The following is a 24798-nucleotide window of genomic DNA, read 5'->3' on the forward strand; positions in this document are numbered from 1 at the left end:
GCGCCCTCCCCTAACCCAACATCGCGGCGACGGTCTGGAACCAGGCGACCAGCGGTCCCGGCAACCACAGCCCGGCCAGCAGCACCAGCGCCAGATGCGCGTAAAGCGGCGCCAGCGTCCCGTGAAGCGGGTGGCTTTCCCCCGTCGGCGCGCCAAAACAGATTTGCTGAACCCGCAGGACCAGCGCCCCAAAGGCCAACAGAATGCCCAAAACCAGGACCAGCGCCAACAGAGGTTGCCGCGCGAAGGTGTTGCTGATGAGCAGGAACTCGCTCATGAACACGCCAAAGGGCGGCAACCCGGCGATCGCCACCACCCCGGCCAGAAGGCCCCAGCCCAAGGCCGGATGGCTGACGGTCAGCCCCCGGATGCCGTCGATCCTTTGAGTGCCCTTGGCCTGCGTCGCGTGGCCGACGGCGTAGAAGATCGCCGATTTGGTCAGGCTGTGCATCGCCATGTGCAGCAGACCGGCGAAATTCGCCAACGGCCCGCCGATGCCGAAGGCAAAGGCGATGATGCCCATATGCTCGATGGAGCTGTAGGCGAAGAAGCGTTTGATGTCGCGCCGCCGGTACAGCATCAGCCCGGCCAACAACAGCGACGACAGCCCCATCGTCATCATCAACGGCCCGGGCGCCATCGTCGCCCCGTTCGCCGCCAGCAGCATCTTGAACCGCAACACGGCGTAGAGCGCCACATTCAGCAGCAACCCCGACAGCACGGCGGAAATCGGCGTCGGGCCTTCGGCGTGGGCGTCGGGCAACCAGGCGTGCAGCGGGGCCAGACCAACCTTGGTGCCATAGCCGATCAGCAGAAAGACGAAGGCGAGGTTGAGGATGTTCGGCTCGATCTTCGCGCTGTCGGCCAGCAGTCGGGTCCAGGTCATCGCCGCCAGTCCCGGCCCCATCACCGGCTGCGCCGCCAGATAGATCAGGATGGTGCCGAACAGGGCCAGCGCGATGCCGACGCCGCACAGGATGAAGTATTTCCACGCCGCCTCGATGCTGGCCGCCGTGCGGTACAGGCTGACCATCAGAACGGTGGTCAGAGTCGCCCCCTCCACCGCCACCCACAGCACGCCCAGATTGTTGGCCGACAAGGCCAGCAGCATGGTGAACAGGAAGGCCTGATACATGGCGTGGTAAAAACGCAGCCGCAGCGGGTTCAGCTTGCCGCTCGCCACCTCATGCCCGATGTAGCTGGCCGAGAAGACCGAAGTGGTCAGCCCGACGAAGGCGGTCAGGGCGATCAAGGTGACGTTGAAGGCGTCCAGCACCAGCATGGCGGTGGCCGCCGGTTTGGCGGTGAACAGGGTCAACGTCGCCGCCAACGTCACCGCGCAGGCCCCGACGTTCAGCCAGGAGGCCACGCGCCAGTTGGGCACGAGAACCAGCAAAAGCGCGGCGACCAGCGGCGCGATCAGGACGAAGGGCAGCGCCGGAGTCAATCGCTTTCCCCCCGGAAACTTTCGATCTTGCGCATATCCAACGTCTCGAACCGTTCGCGAATCTGGAACAGGAAGATGCCGAAGATGATGAAGGCGACCATGACGGAAAAGGCGATGGACATCTCCACCACCAGCGGCATCCCCGCCACGCCGACCGCCGCCAGAATCAAGCCATTCTCGATGGACATGAAACCGACCACCTGGCTGACCGCGTTGCGTCGTGAAATCATCATCAACAGCCCCAGCAGCACCACCGACAGCGACAGCGCCAGATCCTCGCGGGTCAACGCCGTGGCGTTCTCCGTCACCGGCAGAACCAGCAGGATCGACAGCGTGACCAGCGACACCCCGGCCACCATGGTCAAGCCGATGCCCAGCGCCGGTTCGACCGTCCGTTCGATGTGCAGGCGTTGGATGATCCGGTGCAGCGCCAGCGGAATGGCGATGGCCTTCAGGGTCAAGGTCAGGATCGCGGTGATGTAGAGATGCGGCTCGTCATGGGCGTAGGCCTGCCACGCCGCCGCCCCGCTCAGCGCCAACGCTTGGACGGTGAAGACGTTCAGCAGCGAGAACAACCGCCGTTGGTAGAGCAGCGCGAAGCTGGTCAACAAAACCAGCGCGCCGAGCAGGTGGGCCGCGTCGTAACCGATGTCGATCACTCACACCCCCCGCGACACGTAAAGGAAGATGGCCCCCAGCAGGCTGAGCAGCAACGCCCCGCCCAGAAATTCGCCGACGCGAAAGACGCGCATCTTGGCGACGCTGGTCTCGAACACCGCCAGCGCGGTTCCCGCCGCCGCCAGCTTGGCCAGAAAACTCAGCAAACCAATCAACAGATTGCCTTGGGTCGGCGTCGCCATGCCCCAGGGCAGAAAAACGCAGGCGATCAGCGCGGCGTAGAGCAGCAGCTTGAGCATCGCCGCGCCTTCGATCAGCGCCAGATGGCGACCGGAATATTCCAGCACCATCGCCTCATGCACCATGGTCAGTTCCAGATGCGTCGCCGGGTTGTCGATGGGGATGCGGGCGTTCTCGGCGATCGCCACCATCACCAGCGCGATCAACGCCAGCGCCAGCGACACCCGCAAGCCCACGGTTCCGCCCATCATATAGGTGGCGATTTCCGCCAGCGAGGTGGTGCGGACCAGCACGGCGACGGAAAACACCACCATCAGCATCGCCGGTTCGGCCAGCGCCGCGATCATCATCTCGCGCGAGGAGCCGATGCCGCCGAAGCTGGTTCCCGTGTCCATCCCGGCCAGAGCCAGGAAGAAACGCGCGGTTCCCAACAGCGCGATCAACGCGATCAAATCGGCGGTGGGGGCCAGCGCCAGATCGGTGGTGAAAACCGGCACCAACCCGGCGGCCAGCCAAATGGCGGTGAACATCACATAAGGGACGGAACGGAACAGCCAGGAGGCGTTGTCAGCCAACACCGCCTCTTTGCGCAGCAGCCGGGCGAGGTCGCGATAGGGCTGAAGCAAAGACGGCCCCCGCCGCCCCAGCAGCCGCGCCTTGACCAGCCGCACCCAGCCGGTCAGCAAGGGCGACAGGGCCAGCACCAGCGCCATTTGCACGATCTGGTGGATCACCGACGCGATCATGACCGCACCACCGCGACCAGCGCCAGAACCACCACCAGCGCGGTGAACATCAAAGTCAGATAGCTGCGGATGGTCAGGAATTGCAGCACGTCGGCCCGGTCGGCCAGCCAATTCACCGTGCGGCGGATCGGGGTGAACAGATAGGCCCAGGCCGGATCGGTCCAGCGCACGGTCAGGCGGGCGGGCCGGGTGTCGCCCGGTTCCGGCATCTCAACCCGGTCATGGGCGTTGAACACCGTGCCGCCGAAAGCGCGGCGGATCGGTTGGGCGAAGCTCGACGCGCTGTATTGCGACAGGGCCGTCGGGTCCGGCTCCACATGGCCGCAACCCCAAGCGATGGACCAGCGCACCTTGTCCGAGGCCCAGCGGTGGATGACCAGCACCAGCGGAATCGACAGCGCGGCGATGGCGGCCAGCATAATCAATCCGTTGTAAGAGTTGCCGATGGCCGAGGTCGGGGCCAGCCAGATCCAGGGCTGATAGCTGCGGTCGTCGAACGGTCCGGCCTCCACCATCGCGCGGACGGCGGGTTCAAACAGACGGATCAGGAAGGTCGGCAACACGCCCAACACCACGCAAAGAGCCGCTGGGATCATCATCCCCGCCCGCATGGCGACGCCAACCTCCCCCGCCCCTGCGGCCTCGCTTGAGCGCGGGCGCCCGAGGAAGGCGACGCCATAGAGCCGGACGAAGCAAGCCGCCGCCAGGGCCGCCGCCAACGCCACGACCGCGCCGACCACGGCGATGCCGATCTTCAGCGACCATTCCGGCAAAGCCGGAGCGTTCAAAATCGCCTGGAACAGCAGCCATTCGCCGACAAAGCCGTTCAGCGGCGGCAAGGCGGAAATCGCCGCCGCGCCGATCAAGGCCAGAACCGCCGTCACCGGCATTCGATGGATCAACCCGCCCAGCCGGTTCAAATCACGCGATCCGGTCGCCGTCAGAACGGCTCCGGCGACAAAGAACAGCAGGCTCTTGAACAGCGAATGGTTGACGACGTGCAGCAGCGCGGCGCTCAGCGCCAGGGCCGCGATCACCGGGGTGTGGCTGGCCTTGAAGACCAGCGCCAGCCCCAGCGCGATGACGATCACCCCGATGTTTTCAATGGTGGAACAGGCCAGCAGCCGTTTCACGTCGTCTTGCATCAGGGCGTAGAGCACCCCCATCACCGCCGTGACCGCGCCCACGATCATCAGCGCCCCACCCCACCACCAGACCGGCTCGCCCAGCAGATCGAACAGCACGCGGACCATGGCGTAAATCGCCACCTTGGTCATGACGCCCGACATCAGGGCCGACACATGGCTGGGCGCGGCGGGATGGGCCAGCGGCAGCCAGACATGCAGCGGAACCAACCCGGCCTTTGACCCGGCCCCCAGCAGGACCAGCAGCACGGCCAGCGCCGCCGCGCCTGCGGTCGGCGCGTGTTGGCGGATGGCGTCGAACTGGTAATCGCCCGCCCCGCTGGCCAGCAGGCCAAAGGCCAGCAGCAAGCAGGCCGTTCCGGCGCTCGCCATAATCAGATAGAGGCGCGCGGCCTCCGACGTGTCCGGCTCGCGGTGGGTGGACAGCACCAACAGCCAGGAGGTCAGCGACATGAATTCCCACGACACCAGAAAGGTGAAGGCGTCGTCGGCCAGCAGCACCAGACTCATGCCCGCCAGAAACAGAGGGAAAAAGGGCAAAACCGGGCCGGAGTCGCCGTGCCCATGCCCGCTTCCATGCCCGTCCGTCTGCGCCCGTTCATAGCCCCAACCGAACAGGCTGGCGGTCACGCCGCCAAAATTCACCACCAGCAGGAAAAAGGCGCTCAAGCCATCGGCCCGCAGATGCGCGCCGATCCAGGGCAGGCCCATCGGCAGGGTGATGGTCGCGGCCCCGCTCCGCCCCGCCAACGCGAAGCCAGCCCACAGGGCGACCACCGCGCAGACCGTCGCCGTTCCGCCATAAACGACCGCGCCGCCCCACGGCGCGCGACGCGCGACCACCCCGACGACCGCCAGGGCGAACAGCGCAAGAAGGGCAACGAGCGGAACCGTCACGGCAACAAACCCACGGAATGCATGTGGGGATATTGTAAGGATATTGCCCATAGGCTTGGCAAGCGAAAAAGACACTGGAAATTTTGTCCAATGGTCGCGTTTGCCGGAATGATTTTGTGGCACAGCCGAAAGGCGGCCCCCGTCCGCCCATCACCCACCCATTCAGGAGGCTGGCCGGATCCGCCCAATCGCGCTATAGGAGCCGCCTTTGTTTCCCTTCTCCAGCCAGCGCGGATTCCCCTGCTTATGCTGTCCATCAGCCAGCGCATCGCCGACGAACTGTCGGTTCGCGAAGCCCAAGTCGCCGCCGCCGTCGCCCTGATCGACGAAGGATCGACCGTCCCCTTCATCGCCCGTTACCGCAAGGAAGCCACTGGCGGGCTGGACGACACGCAACTCCGCAACCTGGAAGAGCGGTTGGGCTATCTGCGCGAGTTGGAAGAGCGCCGCGCCGCCATCCTGTCCACCATCCAGGACCAGGGCAAGCTGACGCCGGAGCTGGAGCGCCAGATCAAGCTGGCCGACACCAAGACCCGGCTGGAGGATCTCTACCTCCCCTACAAGCAAAAGCGCCGGACCAAGGCGCAGATCGCCCGCGAAGCCGGGTTGGAGCCGCTGGCCGATCTGTTGCTGTCCGATCCGACCAAAAACCCGGAGGCCGAGGCCGCCGCCTTCGTTGACGCTGAAAAGGCGGTCGCCGACGTCAAGGCGGCGCTGGACGGGGCGCGTCACATTCTGGTCGAACGCTTTGGCGAAGACGCCGAACTGGTCGGGCGGTTGCGCGCCGCCATGGCCGAAAAGGGCGTCGTCACCTCCAAACTGGTCGAGGAGAAGAAGGCCGAAGGAGCCAAATTCTCCGACTATTTCGATTTCTCGGAAAATTGGGCGAAGATCCCGTCGCACCGGGCGCTGGCGCTGTTCCGGGGCCGCGCCCAGGGCGTGCTGACCATCGGCCTGGATCTGGTGGTCGAGGACGGGCAACCCCATCCGGCGGAACGAACCATCGCCGCCCATGCCGGCATCCGCGACCAGGGCCGCCCCGCCGACAAATGGCTGTCGGACGTCGTGCGTTGGACCTGGAAGCTGAAGATCGGGCCGCATGTCGAAACTGACCTGATGGGCGGTTTGCGCGAACGGGCGGAGGACGAGGCGATTCGGGTTTTCGCCCGCAACCTGCATGATTTGCTGCTCGCCGCCCCCGCCGGGCAACGCGCCACCATCGGGCTGGATCCCGGCATCCGCACCGGGGTGAAGGTGGCGGTCGTCGATTCGACCGGCAAGCTGGTGGAAACCACCACGATCTACCCGCACCCGCCGCGCAACGATTGGGACGGCTCGCTGGCCGTGCTGGCGGCGCTGGCCCACCGGCACAAGGTCGAATTGATCTCCATCGGCAACGGCACCGCGTCGCGCGAGACGGACAAGCTGGCCGCCGATCTGATGAAGCGCCATCCCGAATTGTCGCTGACCAAGCTGGTGGTCAGCGAGGCCGGGGCGTCGGTCTATTCGGCGTCGGAAACCGCCGCGCTGGAATTCCCCGGCCTGGACGTGTCCCTGCGCGGCGCCGTCTCCATCGCCCGGCGTCTTCAGGATCCCTTGGCCGAGTTGGTGAAGATCGAGCCGAAATCCATCGGCGTCGGCCAGTATCAGCACGACGTCGCGGGCGGCAAGCTGGCCCGCTCGCTTGACGCCGTGGTCGAGGATTGCGTGAACGCGGTCGGCGTCGATCTCAACACCGCCTCCATCCCGCTGCTGACCCGCGTGTCGGGCCTGAACGAGACCATCGCCCGCAACATCGTCGAACACCGCGACCGCAACGGCGCCTTCCGCTCGCGCAAGCAATTGCTGGAGGTCGCCCGACTGGGTCCGAAGACCTTCGAGCAGGCGGCGGGCTTTCTGCGCATCCGCGCGGGCGACAACCCGCTCGACGGCTCGGCGGTTCACCCGGAAGCCTACCCGCTGGTTCAGCGCATCCTGAAGACCACCGGCAAGGATCTGGGCAGCGTCATCGGCGACGCCCGTTTCCTGCGCGCCCTGAACGCCGAGGATTTCACCGACGAGCGGTTCGGCGTGCCGACCATCGAAGACATCATCAAGGAACTGGAAAAGCCGGGCCGTGACCCCCGCCCGGAATTCAAGACCGCCACCTTCCAGGAGGGCGTCGAGCAGTTGAAGGATCTCCAGGTCGGCATGATCCTGGAAGGGGTGGCGACCAACATCACCGCCTTCGGCGCCTTCGTGGACATCGGCGTCCATCAGGACGGTCTGGTCCACATCTCCCAGCTTTCCACCAGTTTCGTGAAGGATCCGCACAGCGTGGTGAAGGCGGGCGACGTGGTGAAGGTGAAGGTTCTGGAGGTGGACATCCCGCGCAAGCGCATCGCCCTGACCATGCGCCTGACCGACGCCCCGCCCCGCCCGGCCCCCGGCGAGCGAGCGCCGTCCGGCGGCCCGCGCCCGCAAGGCGGCGACCACGCCCGCCCGCAAGGCAGCCGCCCGCCGGACCGCGACCGCCGCCCGGCCCCGGTCACCTCCGCGCCGAAGGCTCCGGCCAAACCGGCCAAAGCCCTGGAACCGATCAACAGCGCCTTCGCCGAAGCCTTCGCGCGGGCGCAGACGAAGAAGAGCTGAGGGGCGTCCTGCCCCCTCCCCGACCCTCCCCCGCTTTCGCGGGAGAGGGGGACAGGCACCTTGTCAAAGTACGGCGGAGTGCCTTCTCCCGCAAAGCGGGGGAGGGTTAGGGAGGGGGCAATCCATTGCCAAACCTCCCCCGATTCAAACCAAAACCCTCACCCCTGCGGCGCGGCGTCGGCGACCAGACGGAGGCCCAAGCCGCCCATGGCGGCGGCGGCGACTCGGTCCACCCAGCCTTTCGACCGCAGGTAGGCCGCGCACGGCTTTTCCGCCGAAAAGGCGACGGCGACGATGGCGTACCATCCGGCCTCCACCACAAAGACCGAGGGCGGCAGGGCCAGCAGCAGCCAGGCGGACGGCTCGGCGGGGAGAAGCGCGGCGAAGATGCTGCCGTAGACCACCGCCGTTTTCGGGTTGCTGATCTGGGTGACGAAGCCCAGGGCGAAGGCCCGCCACAGCCCGGTTGGCGCGGTCGGGCCGTCCGCCGTGACGGTCAGCGGAACCGACGCGCCGCGCCACAGGCGATAGGCCATCCACAGCAGATACAGGCCGCCGACGATCTTCAACCCGGCATAGAGCCACGCGAATTGGGTCAACAGGCTGTGCAGGCCGAACAGCGCCAGCCCGGCGAACAGCACGCCGCCAATCCCCATGCCGACCGAGGCCGCCAAACCGGCTTGCCGCGACACCGACACCGAACTGCGGGCGATCATCAGAAAGCTTGGCCCCGGACTGACCACGCCGACCGCCAAACCACCCAAAATGCCCAGCAGGGCCACCATAGGATCCATGCGTGGACTCCCCCATCCGTCTTCGGGCCATGCCCATCCTGTGCAAACATAACGACAGGCGTGGCCAACCGTCATCAAGCCCTTTGCCGCCTTCGGCGGGCTGTCGCCTCAGTCAGCCCGGCCCAGCCCCCAAATTGCTTTCAATCCGGCTCAATGATTCTGAACGGCCTGGAACCAATTTCCGCGCCAGTCTCAACATCGACCAGCTTCGCTTGGATATCCTTTCCCGTTTCAGCGTCGACATACCGCGCGATCCGGCCCCCCCCGCGATGTTTCCGCCCCCAGGCGCCGATCATGACCAGGACCGGCAGAAAATCACGCCCCGCGTCAGTCAAGACATACTCATCGCGTGGCGGTCGCTCTGAATAGCGGCGTTTTTCAAGCAAACCACCCTCCGTCAAGGTGGCAAGCCGCTTGGTCAGGATGGTCGGGGCAATCCCAAGATTTTTTCGGAACGCGTCGAATCGCGTGATGCCCATGGCCGCGTCGCGAAGGACCAGAATGCTCCAGGCGTCGCCGACGCATGCGACGCCCCTGGCGATCGGGCATGCGGGTGGAGAGGAATCGTCTCTGTTCATATCATTTCGATAGTGACTTAGTATCGAAATGATAGTATCACATTTTCCAGACAGACCCTACCCTTGATGAAATGGAAATCAGAATGAGCAGTGCCAATCGCGGCGTCGCCCTTGTGACCGGCGCGTCCACCGGCATCGGGTATGCGACGGCCATCACGCTGGCCAAAGCTGGCTTCCGGGTTTTCGGCACCAGTCGGAAGCCGACCTCCGATGGCCCTGCCGACGTGACGATGCGCGTTTGCGACGTGAGCGACGACGCATCGGTGTCAACATTGGTTGCCGACATTGTTGCGGAAACGGGGCGCATTGATTTGTTGGTCAACAATGCTGGCGTCGGTCTTGTGGGAGGGGCGGAAGAATCCTCGATTTCCCAAGCTCAGCAGCTTTTCAGCATCAATTTCTTCGGCATTCTTCGGACAACCAACGCTGTGCTGCCGATCATGCGGCGTCAAAAGAGCGGCAGAATCGTCAATATGAGTTCGGTTCTGGGTTTGATGCCGGCGCCGTTCCTCGCGCTTTACGCAGCGAGCAAACACGCCGTTGAGGGCTATTCGGAATCGCTGGATCACGAGGTGCGCGCGCAGGGCGTCCGAGTCATCTTGGTTGAGCCTGCCTACACCCGAACATCCTTTGAAGAAAATCGCTCAGAGGTGGATAGCATTCTGGAAATTTACAACCAGGACCGCGCCAGGATGGGCGGAGTGATTCGCAAAGCCATGGAAACCGGCGACATGCCGCAGGTCGTTGCCGACGCTGTCCTGAAAGCGGCAACCGTTCACACCCCTAAACACCGCTATACGGCGGGAAAAATGGCGCGGCAAGTTAGCATTTTGCGCCGCTTCGTTCCTGAATCGTTGTTCGATAAGAGCCTACGAAAGCAAAACGGTCTCCCCGTTTGATCAATCGGCGTAAGATGCGCGTCGCCTTCTCGCAGGCTGATTTGACCATTGAATAAGGACCGCGCCGTCATGATTATCACCAGCACCGATTCGGTCGAAGGGCGTCCGATCACGCAGTATCTCGGCATGGTCGCGGGCGAGGCGATCATGGGGGTGAACGTCTTCCGCGACCTGTTTTCCTCGGTGCGCGACATCGTCGGCGGACGCGCTGGGGGCTATCAGGACGCGCTGCGCGAAGCGCGCGAGGCCGCCTACGCCGATCTGACCGACGCGGCGCGCGCCTTGGGGGCCGACGCCATCGTCGGCGTCGATCTGGATTACGAGGTGTTGGGCAAGGAAAACGGCATGTTGATGGTGTCGATCAACGGCACGGCGGTTCGTCTGACGTAACGCGACCGTCACGGAACGTCGCTGGACAGACGCATCGGCATCCGTAAACTCCCGATTTATAAATGAATCGGGAGGGCGGACCTATGCGGGATGGAGCTTGCGGTGCTTTCAGTCGTTGGGCGGGACGGTTTGGCGCGGCGGCGCTGGCCCTTGGGTTGCTCGCGGCGTCTCCGGCCTTGGCGCTGGATGGCGTCGTTGAGAAAAAGCTGTTTGAAATGCCATTCTACACCACCACCGGCGGCGGCACGATCAAGAATGTCCGCATTGGTTGGGAAAGCTACGGCAAGCTGAACGCCGCCAAAGACAACGTCATTCTTCTGACTCATTTCTTCAGCGGCAGCAGCCACGCCGCCGGGAAATACAAGGCCGAAGACGCGGCGCCCGGCTATTGGGACAGCATTGTCGGGCCGGGCAAGCCGCTGGACACCGACAAATATTTCATCATCAGCTCCGACACTTTGGTCAATCTGTCGCCCAAGGATCCGACCGTCATCACCACCGGCCCGGCCAGCGTCAACCCGGACACCGGAAAACCTTACGGTCTGACCTTCCCGGTCGTCACCATCCGCGATTTCGTCAATGTTCAGAAAAGCTTGCTGGACAGCCTCGGCGTCACCGGGGTGCAGGCGGTGATGGGCGGGTCGATGGGGTCGCTCCAGGCGCTGGAATGGGGCGTCGCCTATCCCGAGATGGTCAAGCGCGTCATCGCCGTCATCGGCGGGGCGGAGGCCGATCCCTTCCTGATCGGCTGGTTGAACCTGTGGGCCGCGCCGATCAAGCTCGATCCCAATTGGAACAACGGCGATTATTACGGCAAGACGGAACCGAAAGCCGGGCTGACGGAGGCGCTGAAGCTGGTCACGCTGCACGCGCGTCATTGGAAATGGGCCGACGCGGCGTTTGGCCGCAAGTGGGCGGACGAGGGCAAGGATCCGCGCGCGGCGCTGGGCAACCAGTACGCCATCGAAGCGTGGCTGGACAAGGCCGCCGCCGGACGCGCCGCCGTCAGCGACGCCAACCACTTCCTCTATCTGGTCAAGGCCAGCCAGACCTTTGTGATCGGCAACGGCGCGTCTCTGGAAGAGGGGTTGGCCAAGCTGAAGGCCCCGACCCTGCTGATTCCGTCCGCCGACGATCTGGTCTTCGCCCCCGACCGCAACATGCGCCCCCTGAAAGAGCGGCTGGAAAAACAGGGCAACGCGGTGGAGTACACCGAGGCGATCACCTCCACTCTGGGTCATCTGGACGGCGTGGCGAACATCGCCAAGGCGGGCGACAGCATCGCCAAATTCCTGGCCAAGTGACGGCTTGCGGAATGGGGGCGGCGACGCCCCCGATTCCGGCTTGTCACACGACGCTCAGCCGTTGAAGCTCAACAGGCTGGGCGCCTTGTCGATGATCTCTTCTAGGATCATCGACGCGGTTTCCAGATCGCGCTCCATCTCCGGCCCCAGCTTTCCGGCGTAACCGGGGCGTTGAAGCTTTTCGCTGGCGTCGTGCAAGCTGCGCAACTCCGCCACGAAAATCTCGCGCGCGCCCATCGGCAAAACCGCGTTGGCCGACAACACGAAGAAGAAACGCATGCTGGCGCGCACCAGCAAGGCCAGCATCACCATGTCCAGCCGCTCGAACTGGTCGCGCAAGTCGTCCGATCGGTTGTCGACAAGATTGCGCAGTCGTTGTTCGATCAGAATGACCAGCGCCTGAAATTCGCCGACCTTGTCACGAAATTCCCGGTAGGCGCCAAAGCTGTGTTTGCTTGCCTCTTTTTCGGCCAATGCGGCCAGTTTGGATGCGTCGCGGCATTGGCGCTCCAGCGCGCCCAACAGCTCTTTGACTTCGGCTCGTGTGTATTGACGCTTGCTCATGGGAACCAGGAACGGGCAGACCAGTGATTGACGCGTTATAGCACAACCCGGACGCTACAGCCTATCCCGCTGTCAACCTGCCCCCTCAGTGATCGGCGGCCACCGGCGCGCCGGGTCGGCGGACCAACGGCATGAACAGCAACGCGACGAAGAACACGCCGGACATCAGCAGCAGGCAATCGTTGAAGGTCAGGATCAAGGCTTCGCGCTGCATCATGCCGACCAGCTTGGACATGGCGGCGAGGTTGGCGTCGGCGACCAAACCGTCGAAGCTGGCGGCCAGACCGTCCAGCGTCTGCCGCACCTCGGCGCGGGAGAGATTGAGGTTGTCGCCCAAGCGGTTGGTGTGCAGGGCAAGCCGGTCGATCATCACGGTGTTGATCGCCGCCAAACCGATGGCCCCGCCCAGATTGCGCATCAGGTTGTACAAGCCGGAAGCGTTCTTCAGCTTGTCGGGCGACAGAGTGCCAAGAGCAATGCTGTTGATCGGGATGAAGCACATCATCAGGGACATGCCGCGCACCGCCTGCGGAAGAAACAACTCCCAAAAGCCGGTCTGGTTGGTCAGATGGCTGTTCAACCAAACGCCGGCGCCGAACAGAACCAAGCCAATGCCCAGCATGAGCCGCAAATCAAGCTTCTTCGACAGCGCCCCGGCGATGGGGGCCGACAGGAATTGGAAAATTCCGGTCACGAACATGATGGTGCCGATTTGCAGGCTGTTGAAGCCGCGCACCCGCGCCAGAAACAAAGGTTGGAGATAGACTGAGCCGTACAGCCCAATGCCAAGAAGGAAGCTGTAAAGCGAGCCGATGGCGAAATTCCGGTCGGCGAAGGCGCGCAGCTCGACAACCGGGTTGCGGTAGCTCAAGACCCGCCAGAAGAACCCGACTCCACCGACGACGGCGACCACGGCCAAACCCGCCACGGTTTCATCGGCGAACCAATCGTTGCGCGGCCCTTCCTCCACCACATACTCAAGGCTGCCCAGGAAGGCGGCCATCAGGCCAAGGCCCAGAAAGTCAAACCCCTTGCGCAGTTCCGGGTTGGGGCGATCCACATCGACCAAGGACCAGACGAGCGAGGTGACGATGATTCCCGGCACGACGTTGGCCAGAAACAACCAATGCCAGGACAGGCTTTGCGTCAGCCAACCACCCAGCGTCGGGCCGATGGTCGGGGCCATGGTGGCGACCAACCCCATCATCACCGACACGCCCGCCCGCTTTTCCGGCGGGAAAATGGCGAAGCTGGTGGCGAAGACGGTGGGGATCATCGCCCCGCCGATGAAGCCCTGCAAGGCCCGCCAAAAAATCATCGCTTCGATGCCGCTGGAAAAGGCGCAGGTCACGCTGGTCAGGGTGAAGCCAGCGGCGGCGATGGTGAACAGGATGCGGGTGGACAGGATGCGCGAGAGAATCCCCGACAGGGGGATCATCACCACCTCGGCGATCAGATAGGCGGTCTGCACCCACGAAATCTCATCGGCGCTGGCCGCCAAGCCCGCCTGGATTTCCGACAGGGAACTGGAGACGATCTGAATGTCCAGGATGGCCATGAACATGCCGACCACCATGGCGAAAAAGCCGATGCGGTCGCGTGCGGTCAAGGTCCGCATGCCCTGCGCCGAAAGCGCCGACGAGTTGGTCGTCATGGTGAAAGTCCCCCTCCCGAACGCCGTCGGCTCACTTGGCGGCGACGGCCTGCTTGCTGGTCAAGGCGCCGAAGACGCCACCGGCCACCGCGTGCGGCGTCGCCTCGCCGCCGCGCGTGTCCACCTCCGCCGTCACCGACAGGCCGGGACGCAGCAGGCCGGACAGGGGGTTGTCGCGCGGCAGGGCGATGCGCACCGGCACGCGTTGGACAATCTTGGTGAAGTTGCCCGTCGCGTTTTCCGGCGGCAGCAGGGAGAATTTGGAACCCGAGGCCGGGGCGAAGCTTTCCACCGTGCCTTCCAAAGTCTGGCCGGGGAAGGCGTCAACCGACACCGCCACGCTTTGCCCCAGACGCATGTGGGCAAGTTGGGTTTCCTTGAAATTCGCCACGACATAGACGTCCGGCAGCGGCACCAGAACCAGCAACTGCACGCCGGGCCGAGCGTATTGGCCGACCTGGACGCCGCGATTGCCGACGACGCCATCAACCGCCGCGCGGATGACGGTGTTGGTCAAATCGTTGCGGGCGGACTCAAGAGCGGCTTCGGCTTGGGCCAATCGGGCTTCGGTTTCGACGCGGGTGGCGTGCAGAACGGCGACCTGGTCGTTTTCGGCGGCGAGAGCGGCGCGGGATTTGGCCACCTGAGCCACAGCCTTGCGCAGATCGGCGTCCGATGTTTCCAGCTTTTGCCGACTGGTCCAACTGTCGTTGGCCAGCGAGCGGTTGCGGTCGTAATCCTGCTGGGCGCGACGCTGTTCGGCCTCGGCGCTCGCCAGTGTGGCGGCGGCTTGGTCGATGATGGCGCGTTGCAGCTCCAACTTGCTGTCGAGCGTGCCCAGCCCAGCCTTCTGCGCGGCCACCGCCGCTTCGGACTCCAGCACCTTGGAGCGAAAATCATGATCGTCGAGCACGGCCAGCACGTCGCCCGCCCGCACCAACTGGTTTTCCGCCGCGCGCACTTCGCGCACATAGGCGGACACCTTGGGGCTGACGATGGTGATGTCGCTTTGCACATAGGCGTTGTCGGTCGATTCCATGAACCGGCCCGTCGTCCACCAGCCATAGCCGCCATAACCGACGCCGGTCAAAGCCGCGACCGCGACAGCCGACAGGATGATTTTCCGCAAGCCCGATGCCATTGCCTGTATCCCTTGAACCCGTTCCGGTTCGCGCTGTCGCGCGACGTTCCGTCGCGCCTTCAAACTGAACCGTTCAGTTTAGTCTTGTCGGAAGATGAGCGATCACCTATGTCTTGTCAAGATCGAACTGAACGGTTTAGTTTTTAGAAGAGGGGTTGTCGTCCGATGCGGAACGCGGTAGGGGCGAAGCGGATAGTGACAGACGAGGCGTGCATGACCAAACTGGTTGCCCCCACTCCCGAAGCGGGATCCAAACCGGCCCAAATTCTGGCGGCGGCGGGCGCCCTGTTTCTGGAAAACGGCTATGGCGCGGTCAGCATGGACGCGGTGTCCAAGAAGGCCAACGTCTCCAAGGCGACGCTTTACGCCCATTTCGGCAGCAAGGACGAACTGTTCCGCGCCATGGTCGCTTGCGAGTGCGCCAGCGCGGCCTTGGCCAACGTGTGGGACAAGGCGATGGCGCTGCCCGCCGCCGAAGGGCTGCGCATGATCGGTCTGGAATTCGTCACCTTCGTTCTGTCACCCAAGGCGCTGGCCGCCCACCGTGTGGTGTTGGGCGAGGCGCATCGTTTTCCTGAACTGGCCCGCGCCTTTTACGAGGCTGGTCCGGCGTTGACGGTTGGTCGGGTGAACGATTATTTGAGCGCCCTCAATCGCCGGGGCGAGTTGGCCATCCCCGACATCGACATGGCCACTCAGCAATATTTCGGACTCATCAAGGCCAATCTGCACATGAAACTTCTGCTGTGCCTGACCGAACGGCCCAGCGACCTCACGATCCGACGTTTTGTGGACGCCGCCGTCGATCTGTTCGTCAAGGGCTACGCCCCGCCCATGTCTTGATCGAATCACGTCCTGTCTGTGCGGTCGACAAGGCTGTCTTGTAATGGATGGTTGCATCGGATAGCGTTCCAGCCATACGGGCGTACTCGGTCTGGCTGGAAGGGCGCATGAACGTCGATATGATTGTCATCGCTCAGATGATCGCGGCGCTCAGCCTTGCCGTTGGCGCGTCGGTTCTTTTGGCCTCGTTGAACTATCCGCGCCACATCCGGCATGCGCTTCAGTCCTACGCCTACGCAAAACTGCTGCTGGGGGCGGCCTTCCTGGTCGCAGCCTTTCGCGATGGCATGCCCACCGAAGTTTTTGCGCCCGTGGCCAATGGTTTCGCCACTGCGGCGTTGTCTTTGAACTATGTCGCCATTCTTCGCATGCAAAACAAACGGACGCCGCGTTGTCTTACGGCGAGCGTGGGCGTTCTGGTGGCGGTCGTCTGCTTTCTGGCCTTGCGGGTCAGCCCCGATGATCTGAACCTTGTCCGCGCCATCTCCAGTGTGGTTGGCGCCGTGTTCCTGCTGGTGATCGCGGTTGAGCTTCTGTGGTTTTATCAAGGTCGGGGGATCGCCCATTACATGTCCGGCGGGGTGATTCTCGTAAATTTTCTGACGCTTGGGGTGCGCATTTGGGCAAACCTGTCCCAGATCGGCCCATCGGACAACCTCGTCATCAGCGATGGGGTGGAACGTGGGGTGTATGCCGTCACTTTTCTCAGCAACATCATCGGCGCCATCATTTTTCTGCTGATGGCCAGCGACGAGTTCAACAAGGAACTTCAAATCCTTGCCAACACCGATGGCCTGACCGGGGTTTTGACCCGGCGCCGCTTCCTGGAAATGGCCGAGATTGAGTTCCGCAGGGCCAAACGCTATGGACGGCCGCTGACCTTGCTCATCATCGACATCGACCGTTTCAAAGCGATCAACGATCAGGCGGGGCATCCCTTTGGCGATCGGGTGATTAAGGCGGTCGCCGATTGCTGCGCCGCGAATCTCCGGCCGGAGGATTCCATCGGGCGTTTGGGTGGCGAGGAGTTCGCCATTCTGCTGCCAGAAAGCGACCTGGAGGTTGGTGAACGGATTGCGGAGCGGCTGCGAGCCAACATAGAGCGCAGCGTTGGGGTGTTGGGCGCGGAAAAGGCCTTGGCGGTGACGTGCAGCGTTGGCGGCGTCGCGCTTGCCCCCGATCATGACAGCTTCGCAAGCTTGATCGAGCAATCCGACGCCGCGCTGTATGAGGCCAAGGATCGGGGCCGCAATCGGGTCCATTTCGCCAAGGCCGCCGCCTAGCCCCCTTGCTTTGCTTGGCAGACGTGACGGGGGTTTGTGAGAAAAGCAGGACGCCGCACGGCCCGGCTTTACGCCCGCAGCGGCTTCCCGCATTATCCGCCGCGCCTGCCCGGACGGCGTCGCCGGGTTTTTTGACGAACAGAGCAGATGGTCGCGGTCCTTTCTCCACTCGGGTCCGGCGGGTTGGAGCCTCAACGCTCCCAACTCACCCTTGGAACCAAAGTCCGGCTTATCAATTGGGGGCTGGTTTTGCTGGTCGCCATCATCACGGCGGTCGGCGTCGCCCTGCTGTTTTCCGCCGCCGGTGGGCATTGGAAGCCCTGGGCGCAGCCGCAGTTGGTGCGCGCCATCCCCGGCTTCGTGCTGATGCTGACCATCGCCCTGATCGACGTCCGCCATCTGATGAAGTCGGCCTACATCATCTTCTTTCTGGTGCTGTGCCTGTTGATCGCGGTGGAATTGATGGGCCGCATCGGCATGGGCGCGCAGCGCTGGATCGATCTTGGTTTTTTCCAGCTTCAACCGTCGGAATTGATGAAACCGGCGCTGACCTTGGCGTTGGCGCGGTACTTTCACGGCGTCACGCTGGACCAGATCGGGCGGCCTTTGCTGCTGATTCCGCCGTTGCTGCTGGTGTTCACGCCGGTGGCCTTCGTGCTGATGCAGCCCAATTTGGGCACGTCCCTGCTGCTCATCATGGGCAGCGGCGCGATGTTCTTCGCCGCCGGGGTGCGCATCTGGAAATTCCTGCTGGTGATCGGCGGCGGCCTGGGCGCGATTCCGGTGGCCTGGGAATTCCTGCATGATTACCAGAAGCAGCGGGTCTACACCTTCCTCGACCCGGAAACCGATCCGCTGGGGGCCGGTTACAACATCCTGCAATCGAAAATCGCGCTGGGATCGGGCGGGCTGTTCGGCAAGGGCTTCATGTCCGGTTCGCAAAGCCAGTTGATGTTCCTGCCGGAAAAACACACGGACTTCATCTTCGTCGTGTTGGCGGAGGAGTTCGGCATGGCCGGGGCGGTGGCCCTGCTGGCGCTGTATCTCATCCTGTTGATTTACGGCTGGGTGATCGCGTTGAGCTGCCGCAGCCAGTTCGCCCGGTTGGTGGCGGTGGGCATGACGACGCAGTTCTTTCTGTACGTCATCGTCAACGTGTCGATGGTGATGGGGCTGATTCCGGTCGTCGGCATTCCGCTGCCGCTGGTGTCCTATGGCGGGTCGGCGATGATGACGCTGATGATCGGCGTCGGCCTGCTGCTGAGTATGTCGGTCCACCGCGAGGTGCGGATTCCGAAAAGCGGCGTCACGGATTTGTGACGCCCCTGCCCGCTCACGCCTCTTCGGCGCCGAGGTAGGATTCGATGACGCGGGGATCGGCGACGATCTCCGCTGGGGAGCCGTCGGCGATCTTTTCGCCATGGTCGAGCACCACCACCCGGTCGGACAGCGCCATGACGGCGCGCATCACATGCTCGATCATCAGGATGGTCAGACCTTCGCGCCGGTTCAGGTCGCGCAGAACCTCGACCATGCGGTCCACCTCGGTCGGTCGCAGCCCCGCCAGCACCTCGTCCAGCAACAGCAGGGTCGGACGGGTGGCCAGCGCGCGGGCCACCTCCAGCCGCTTGCGATCGGGCAAGGTCAGGCTGCGGGCCGGGCGCTGGGCTTGATCGGCCAACTCCAACCGCTCCAACAGGGCGCGTGCCTGCCGCCGGGCCGTTTCGACCGAGCGTTCGCGGGCCAGCGCGCCGACCACCACATTCTCTTCGACCGTCAAGTGACCGAAGGGTTTGACGATCTGAAAGGTCCGGCCAATCCCGGCGGCGCAAACCCGGTTGGGCTTCAGCCCGGTCAAGCGCTGCCCCTTCAGGGTGACGGTCCCTTCGTCGGGCGGGAACACCCCGGCGATCAGGTTGAAGCTGGTGGTCTTGCCCGCCCCGTTCGGGCCGATCAGGGCCAGAATGCGCCCTTCCGGCACGGTGAAGGTGAGGTTCGACACCGCCTTCAGGCCGCGAAAGCGCTTGGACAGATTGTCGACGGTCAGCAGCGCGTCGCTCATCGCTCGTCCCCCTCCCCGCTCGCGCGGACCAGCCCCAAACGGCTGGCCAGCCAGGGCCAAACGCCGTCCGGGCGGAACACGACGATGACCACCAGCGCGACGCCGTAGAACAGTTGCTTCAGCCCCGGCAACTCCCACCCGCTCACCTCCAGAAGGAAGGTCAACCCCTCGCCCAGCGGCGTCAGGATGAAGGCGCCGAGGATCGGGCCGATCAAGGTGCCGATGCCGCCGACGATGGCGGGCAGGATGATTTCGATGGAGCGACCCATCGAGAACACCTGTTCGGGGAACAGATTGTTGAAATAGAAGGCCTGGAACACCCCGCCCAGCGCAGTCAACGCCGAGGAGACGGCGACGGCGGTCATGCGGGCGTGGAACAGATCGACGCCGACAGCCTCCGCCGCCTCCGCGTCCTCGCGCACCGCCAGCCATTGATAGCCCAGGCGGCTGTGCAGCAGCAGGCGCGAGATCGCCAACGCCGCCAGCACCAGGGCGAGGATGACGTAATAGAACAGGGTCGGCGAGCCGCGCAGATTCAGCGGGTCGCTCACCCCGGCCTCGACCGGCAGGAAGAAACCGCCCGATCCGCCCAGCCATTGCATGTGGTCGAAACCGACCCGCGCCACCTCGGCGAAGGCGATGGTCAGCAGGGCGAAATGCACGCCCTTGACGCCGAAGCGGAAACCGAGAAAGCCGATGCCGCAGCCCGCCGCGACGGCGACCAGCATGGCCAGAAACGCGCCCGCCCACGGACCGACGCCGAAATGGATGAACAGCGCGGCGCTGGCGTAGGCCCCCAACCCGACATAGAGCGCGTGGCCGAGCGACAACAGGCCGGAAAAGCCCATCATCACGTTCCACGCCTGCCCGACATAGGCGAACCACAGCACCGTGGTCAGCACCGACACCAGATAGCGGTCGGCCACCAGCGGGGCCAGCAGCAGCGCCAGCCCGCTGAGCGCCAGCAGCGCCGCCCCGCGCCCGGTCACGCCCCAGGCGTTGCGCAATCCCAGGATCGTCATGACCGTTTCCCCAACAGCCCTTGCGGGCGCAGCAGCAACACCAAAATCAGCACCGCGTAGCTGAACAGGGATTTCAGCGACGGCGTCAGCAGAAAGCCCGCCAGCGTTTCCGACAAGCCGATCAGCACCCCGCCCAACAGCGCGCCGGGCAGGCTGCCCAGCCCGCCGACGATGACGATGATGAAGCTCAACAGCGTGTATTCCGGGGCCAGTTGCGGGCGGGCGTCCACCAGCAGGGTCATCAGCGCCCCCGCCGCCCCGACCACCGCCGCGCCGATGCCGAAGGTCAGCGCGTAAAGCCCGTCGATGTTCAAACCGACGACGCGCGCGCCCAACGGGTTGTCGGCGCAGGCGCGGATGGCCTTGCCGGTGCGGGTGAAGCGGAAAAAGGCGAACAGACCCGCCGCGATCACAATCGCCGCCGCCCCGGCGCGCACGCGCACCTCGTCCAGCAGCAGCGGGCCAAGCTCCAGCGTGTCAAAGCCATAGGGCACGGCGACGTTGCGGGAATCCGGCCCGAACAGCATCAGCATGGCGTTGACCAGAATGGTGGCGACGCCCAGCAGCAGAATGAACTGCATGTGCTCGGGCCGCTCGACGAAGCGGTTGACCAGCCCGCGTTGCAAGCCCCAGCCGCAGACGAACAGAACGGCGGCGACGATGGGGGCCGACAGCAGCGGGTCCAACCCGGCGTACCCCGCCAGCAGCACCGCGCCATACATCCCCGCCACCATCATTTCGCCATGGGCGAAATTGACGACGCGGACGACGCCGAAAATCACCGACAGTCCCAACGCCGCCAGCCCATAGAGAAGGCCGGTCAGCAGACCCGAGGCGGCGATGTTGAGGTAATAGTCGATGGGCATGCGGAACCGCGCGGACGTCGATGAAGCCGTTGCGGCGTACCAGCCCTGTCGGCGCCAAGCAAGAGAAGATCGCGGCGGCGGCGCAGGGGCCTGGAGTTTTCCTGGAAAAGTGGAGAGCCTTCCGAGACAACAACGTCAACTGCGGTTCACACCTCTTCAGCATCAGCATCAGCATTGTGATGGTGGCTGTTGGAAGATCTCTCGGTACGGAATTGGCGTGGCGACAATCCAGTCACCCGCAGAAACTCACGGTTGAAGTTTGATTTTGTTTGGAAACCCGATTCAAACATGATCTGGCTGACCAGCATGTCGGATTCTTCCAACAGGTGACAGGCCTCGCCAACCCGAAATTCATTCACATATTGAGATACGCTTTTGCCGTGGATGCGATTGATTGCTTCGGAAATCCGCCGCGCCGGGATATGCAGCTTGCGAGACAATCGCGTAAGGTTAAGATCGACCTCCTTATAATATTTTTTTTCCCGCATGGCTGTTTCAACGGCAAGCGCAACGATCGAATCCTCTCCATTTGTTTCAAGCGGCGTCGCGCCATCGTCCGGCTCTTCGTCCTCCATAATGGGAGCCGCTTGGCCACTGATGGCAACCGAGGCAGCCCAACCGAGTAGCAGCAAAGCAACCGCGTTTGCGACCGCAACCATTGTCGCTGCGTGAAAGCCGCTGCCATAGACAGCGTCCAGACTAATCAGGATGTCGGTGAACGCCGAGGCCAGGACGACGATCGAGGTTATTTGCAGGGAACGATAGGATAGAAGCGCTCCATCCAATCTGGTCGACAGCAAAGCGTCTGGACCGATCCAAGCAATTCTGGAAAGTGCGAAACCATAACCAAGGAAAACAAGTATCAGTGTCCCACCAACAAGGTCCGGCCAAATTATCAATTCGGTGACAACCATCAATGTGGGTATCAGATGGAATCCCAACAAACGACGCTGACGCAGAAGATTTTCAACTGTCAGGCTTTTGAAGGATAGCCACGAGAGTGTAGCGACCAATGCCGCAAGCGTCGCCTGATAGGGCAATACCTTCGTTATGCCATAGCCCCAGCGCAATCCGAGGATAAAAGATTGAATCGCAAAACAAACCAGAAGGAAAATAAATAGAATTTCTTCCAATGTCCGCGACCGATCCTGCTTAACGACGCGCACTATTAGTATGGAAATGAGAATAGTGACAACAAAAGGAAGAGGGATAAAGATCATATTGGACCAACTCATCTTGTTGCATGAGGAGAATGCTAGAAAGTTCCCTATTCCTGCTCATTTCCCTTCAGTCGGGCCATCGATTAAAAATCACACTCCTTTATTCAATTATTGATTGCATTTGATTTAAGAACATTTCATTGATATGCCATCCATGAAATCATACCGCTTCCCGGTGGCGATTTCCAGTTGCTCATTCCGGCATTGATAATCGTTCAACCGCTTCCGCTGTATGGCGCATAGGCCCTTTCGCATCGTGTCTCAAATTGGTGGGGTATGATGACCGGGCGAACGGCGCATGGTTACGCATCAGCGCAAGCTGCGCCGTCTCGGTCAAATGAGGGTGAGCGCAAAGCTTGGCACATGGAAACCTTGCGCTCGACAGCCTGCTCGCCTTCTCAAATTCTGGGCGTCAGACCGTAAAAAGCAGCGCATGATTGCCGACTTGATGCTTGTCGCGGGTTTTCTGCAGGCGACGATAGAGCGCGCTACGGCTGATGCCAAGACTGCTGGCCGTCTTGATAACGTCATTGTCGAAATCCGCGAGCCGCCGACGGACAATGCCATCCTCGATCTCGTCAAGGGTGGCATGACGTGGATCGCACCCCAAATCGTCCTCCAGCGGAGAAGGGTGGTTTCGGTCGCGCAACGGTTGCTCCAGGATTCGCAGATTCAGATCCGAGGCACGAATACCGCAGTCCTTGCACAGGACGACGGCTCTTTCCATCACGTTCGATAATTCGCGGATGTTGCCTGGCCATGAATGGGTGAGAATGGCCTCGATTGCGGAGCGATGCAGTTCAAGCCTCGGCTTACGGTACTTGAGAGCAAACCGGCGCAGGAAATGATCCGCCAGAAGCGGAAGATCGTCGTTGCGTTCTCTCAAGGGCGGGAGCTTGATCTCGATCGTGTTGATGCGGAAGAGAAGATCGAGGCGGAACCGGTTGTCACGCACCAGAGCGGCAAGGTCCGCATTGGTGGCGCCAATAAAGCGCAGATCCGCAGCCTCGGTCTGGGAGGACCCGATACGCTCGAACTCCTTCCGGTCCAGCAGGCGCAACAGTTTCGCCTGCTGCACCAGGGGGGTGTTTGAGATTTCGTCCATGAAAAGAGTGCCTTCATGGGCAAGCTCGACTCGTCCGACTCTGTCGCCTTTGGCGTCTGTAAACGCTCCTCGGACATGGCCGAAGAATTCGCTCTCGAAAACGGCCTCTGGAATCGCTCCCATGTTGACAGAGACAAAACGTTTGGCGGCCCGGCGTGATTTTCGGTGCAGAAGTGCGGCCATTTCCGTTTTACCGGTGCCATTCTCTCCCGTGAGAAGAACATTGGCATCGCTTTGAGCGATCTGTTCAATACCATCCATGATCTCGCGCATGACCTTGGATTTTCCGATGATCGGTTCGCGTTCCGGTAAAGTTGCAACTTTCTGCTCCGGCATCCCTCACCCTCCCTGGCTGAAAAAGCGACACGCCTGCTCAGCCTAAAATATTCGATTGGGAAATCTCTAATGTCGCGATGCGGGCGTCGTTTGATGCGATGAGCGCCTGTTCAGCCGTCGATGCCCGGTGACGACCGGCTGGTCAGTCGATGTTGACCTTGGCCTTTTCGGCGGCGACCCGGATGTCGGGCTTTGCTCCCTGTGTGTTGGGATAGCGGCTATTGGTCATTGCCGCGTCGGCGTCGATCCGATAGCTGATGGCATCGACCTTGACGAAATGCACATCAACCTCGGTGAGTTTTGCGTCGATTAATATGGTCTCATTGCCTTTCACATTATCATACGATATTTTGGCTTTGAGAGCGTTTGCTTTCAGATCGATATCGCGCGCTTCACCTGACAGGCTGAAATTTACAGCTTCACTCTTCAGCTTCACTTGATCAAAGATGCCCTTCAGATCGACCTCCGCCGCCGGTTGCTCGATGGTTATGCTGCTGCCTTGGCGAACATTGACGGTGACGACGACGTGGCAGCTTGACAGATTGCTGGAGGCGACCGTTACGGTGAGCGTGTCGCCTTCAAGCCGCATGCTGCTGGTTGTCGTGCATTCGCCATAACTCCAAAGCGACAACATCTGTCCGATCCAGCCTTGGTGGCGCTGGTTGATCGTGCCGACGAACGGGATATCGGTTCGGGTGGTCAGAACGACGCTGCCGGGCTCTCCGATCACGCGGACGTTCTTGACGGCGGACAGGTCCAGCTTCCCATCGGCGCTCCCACCGGTGGCGAAAACTGGCAAGGGGGAAAGGATCATGCAAAGAACCATGAAAAGTCGGGCGAGCGACATGGACGGGCTCCTGGGTGGCGGATCAACTGACCTCAAGCTCTCTGACTTTGCGGTCACATTCGACCGTGATCCGGTTCTTGTCCGTCCTAATACGCGTTCAAGGACCTTCGAGGACTGCCAAACGAAAGGCCAACTGTCTGCGGGGACCCTGCTCCCTGGGGGCCTG

Annotated in this window: 22 protein-coding genes; 7 read left to right on the forward strand and 15 right to left on the reverse strand. The window is 62.7% G+C overall.

The genetic code is table 11. The features are described from left to right. Positions 1-10: 10 nt before the first annotated feature. Genes ACODS4_RS03600 through hyfB form a run of 4 tightly spaced genes read right to left on the reverse strand, consistent with a single transcriptional unit; the run spans position 11 to position 5093 of the window. On the reverse strand, positions 11-1447 hold the full coding sequence (locus tag ACODS4_RS03600; protein WP_488860800.1) for a hydrogenase 4 subunit F: 1437 nt from the start codon (positions 1445-1447) through the stop codon (positions 11-13). Then, complete coding sequence (locus ACODS4_RS03605) at positions 1444-2106, reverse strand: hydrogenase-4 component E (protein ID WP_488860802.1); 663 nt, start codon at positions 2104-2106, stop codon at positions 1444-1446. The genes ACODS4_RS03600 and ACODS4_RS03605 overlap by 4 nt, the downstream gene beginning before the upstream one ends. Further along, positions 2107-3051 (reverse strand): respiratory chain complex I subunit 1 family protein, encoded by a 945-nt coding sequence (locus ACODS4_RS03610; protein ID WP_488860804.1) that lies wholly within the window; start codon positions 3049-3051, stop codon positions 2107-2109. It abuts the gene before it with no gap. Continuing rightward, entirely contained in the window at positions 3048-5093 is a 2046-nt protein-coding gene (gene hyfB / locus ACODS4_RS03615; protein ID WP_488860806.1) for a hydrogenase 4 subunit B, read from the reverse strand. Before hyfB ends, ACODS4_RS03610 begins: the two co-directional genes overlap by 4 nt. 246 nt (positions 5094-5339) lie before the next feature. On the opposite strand from hyfB, the gene ACODS4_RS03620 reads away from it, so the two are divergent. Further along, entirely contained in the window at positions 5340-7724 is a 2385-nt protein-coding gene (locus ACODS4_RS03620; RefSeq protein WP_488860808.1) for a Tex family protein, read from the forward strand. Positions 7725-7882: 158 nt separating this feature from the next. On the opposite strand, the gene ACODS4_RS03625 is transcribed toward ACODS4_RS03620, so the two are convergent. After that, the gene (locus ACODS4_RS03625) at positions 7883-8518 is read right to left on the reverse strand and encodes a LysE family translocator (RefSeq protein ID WP_488860810.1); all 636 of its coding nucleotides are present in this window, start codon (positions 8516-8518) and stop codon (positions 7883-7885) included. A gap of 140 nt (positions 8519-8658) precedes the next feature. Continuing rightward, on the reverse strand, positions 8659-9096 hold the full coding sequence (locus ACODS4_RS03630) for a winged helix-turn-helix transcriptional regulator (protein ID WP_488860812.1): 438 nt from the start codon (positions 9094-9096) through the stop codon (positions 8659-8661). 83 nt (positions 9097-9179) lie between these two features. On the opposite strand from ACODS4_RS03630, the gene ACODS4_RS03635 reads away from it, so the two are divergent. The 3 genes from ACODS4_RS03635 (at position 9180) to ACODS4_RS03645 (ending at position 11689) form a co-directional block, all read left to right on the forward strand. Further along, positions 9180-9995 (forward strand): oxidoreductase, encoded by an 816-nt coding sequence (locus ACODS4_RS03635; RefSeq protein WP_488860814.1) that lies wholly within the window; start codon positions 9180-9182, stop codon positions 9993-9995. Between the two features lie 69 nt (positions 9996-10064). Beyond that, a complete protein-coding gene (locus ACODS4_RS03640; protein ID WP_488860816.1) occupies positions 10065-10385 on the forward strand; it encodes a heavy metal-binding domain-containing protein in 321 nt (106 codons plus the stop codon). 83 nt (positions 10386-10468) lie between these two features. Then, on the forward strand, positions 10469-11689 hold the full coding sequence (locus tag ACODS4_RS03645; protein ID WP_488860818.1) for an E22 family MetX-like putative esterase: 1221 nt from the start codon (positions 10469-10471) through the stop codon (positions 11687-11689). Between the two features lie 54 nt (positions 11690-11743). Here ACODS4_RS03645 and ACODS4_RS03650 read toward each other — a convergent pair whose 3' ends face one another. The 3 genes from ACODS4_RS03650 to ACODS4_RS03660 all read right to left on the reverse strand — a co-directional run bounded on the left by ACODS4_RS03650 (position 11744) and on the right by ACODS4_RS03660 (position 15048). Continuing rightward, positions 11744-12253, reverse strand: a complete 510-nt coding sequence (locus tag ACODS4_RS03650; protein ID WP_488860820.1) for a hypothetical protein — start codon at positions 12251-12253, stop codon at positions 11744-11746. Positions 12254-12338: 85 nt separating this feature from the next. Beyond that, a complete protein-coding gene (locus tag ACODS4_RS03655) occupies positions 12339-13907 on the reverse strand; it encodes a DHA2 family efflux MFS transporter permease subunit (RefSeq protein WP_488860822.1) in 1569 nt (522 codons plus the stop codon). Positions 13908-13938: 31 nt separating this feature from the next. Next, the gene (locus ACODS4_RS03660) at positions 13939-15048 is read right to left on the reverse strand and encodes an HlyD family secretion protein (RefSeq protein WP_488860824.1); all 1110 of its coding nucleotides are present in this window, start codon (positions 15046-15048) and stop codon (positions 13939-13941) included. A 213-nt stretch (positions 15049-15261) separates the two neighbouring features. Here ACODS4_RS03660 and ACODS4_RS03665 point away from each other — a divergent pair, with 213 nt between their 5' ends. From ACODS4_RS03665 to rodA, 3 genes are all read left to right on the forward strand, one after another. Further along, positions 15262-15891: a TetR/AcrR family transcriptional regulator gene (locus tag ACODS4_RS03665; RefSeq protein WP_488860826.1), complete on the forward strand. Its 630-nt coding sequence runs from the start codon at positions 15262-15264 to the stop codon at positions 15889-15891. A gap of 119 nt (positions 15892-16010) precedes the next feature. After that, positions 16011-17174 (forward strand): GGDEF domain-containing protein, encoded by a 1164-nt coding sequence (locus ACODS4_RS03670; protein WP_488860827.1) that lies wholly within the window; start codon positions 16011-16013, stop codon positions 17172-17174. 147 nt (positions 17175-17321) lie between these two features. After that, the gene (gene rodA / locus ACODS4_RS03675) at positions 17322-18494 is read left to right on the forward strand and encodes a rod shape-determining protein RodA (protein ID WP_488860828.1); all 1173 of its coding nucleotides are present in this window, start codon (positions 17322-17324) and stop codon (positions 18492-18494) included. Between the two features lie 13 nt (positions 18495-18507). On the opposite strand, the gene ACODS4_RS03680 is transcribed toward rodA, so the two are convergent. The 6 genes from ACODS4_RS03680 to ACODS4_RS03705 form a co-directional block, all read right to left on the reverse strand. Continuing rightward, entirely contained in the window at positions 18508-19236 is a 729-nt protein-coding gene (locus ACODS4_RS03680) for an ABC transporter ATP-binding protein (protein ID WP_298364752.1), read from the reverse strand. Continuing rightward, positions 19233-20258 carry a branched-chain amino acid ABC transporter permease gene (locus ACODS4_RS03685; protein ID WP_488860829.1) on the reverse strand — a complete coding sequence of 342 codons (1026 nt, stop codon included), beginning with the start codon at positions 20256-20258 and terminating at the stop codon, positions 19233-19235. Before ACODS4_RS03685 ends, ACODS4_RS03680 begins: the two co-directional genes overlap by 4 nt. Beyond that, positions 20255-21124 (reverse strand): branched-chain amino acid ABC transporter permease, encoded by an 870-nt coding sequence (locus tag ACODS4_RS03690; protein WP_488860830.1) that lies wholly within the window; start codon positions 21122-21124, stop codon positions 20255-20257. The genes ACODS4_RS03685 and ACODS4_RS03690 overlap by 4 nt, the downstream gene beginning before the upstream one ends. A gap of 146 nt (positions 21125-21270) precedes the next feature. Next, positions 21271-22344 carry a helix-turn-helix domain-containing protein gene (locus ACODS4_RS03695; RefSeq protein ID WP_488860832.1) on the reverse strand — a complete coding sequence of 358 codons (1074 nt, stop codon included), beginning with the start codon at positions 22342-22344 and terminating at the stop codon, positions 21271-21273. 412 nt (positions 22345-22756) lie between these two features. Further along, positions 22757-23785, reverse strand: coding sequence for a sigma-54 interaction domain-containing protein (locus ACODS4_RS03700; protein ID WP_488860834.1), 1029 nt, complete (start codon positions 23783-23785; stop codon positions 22757-22759). A gap of 142 nt (positions 23786-23927) precedes the next feature. Further along, the gene (locus ACODS4_RS03705) at positions 23928-24632 is read right to left on the reverse strand and encodes a hypothetical protein (protein ID WP_488860836.1); all 705 of its coding nucleotides are present in this window, start codon (positions 24630-24632) and stop codon (positions 23928-23930) included. Between the last annotated feature and the right edge of the window lie 166 nt (positions 24633-24798).

The sequence above is a fragment of the Azospirillum sp. FG154 genome (assembly GCF_057809575.1).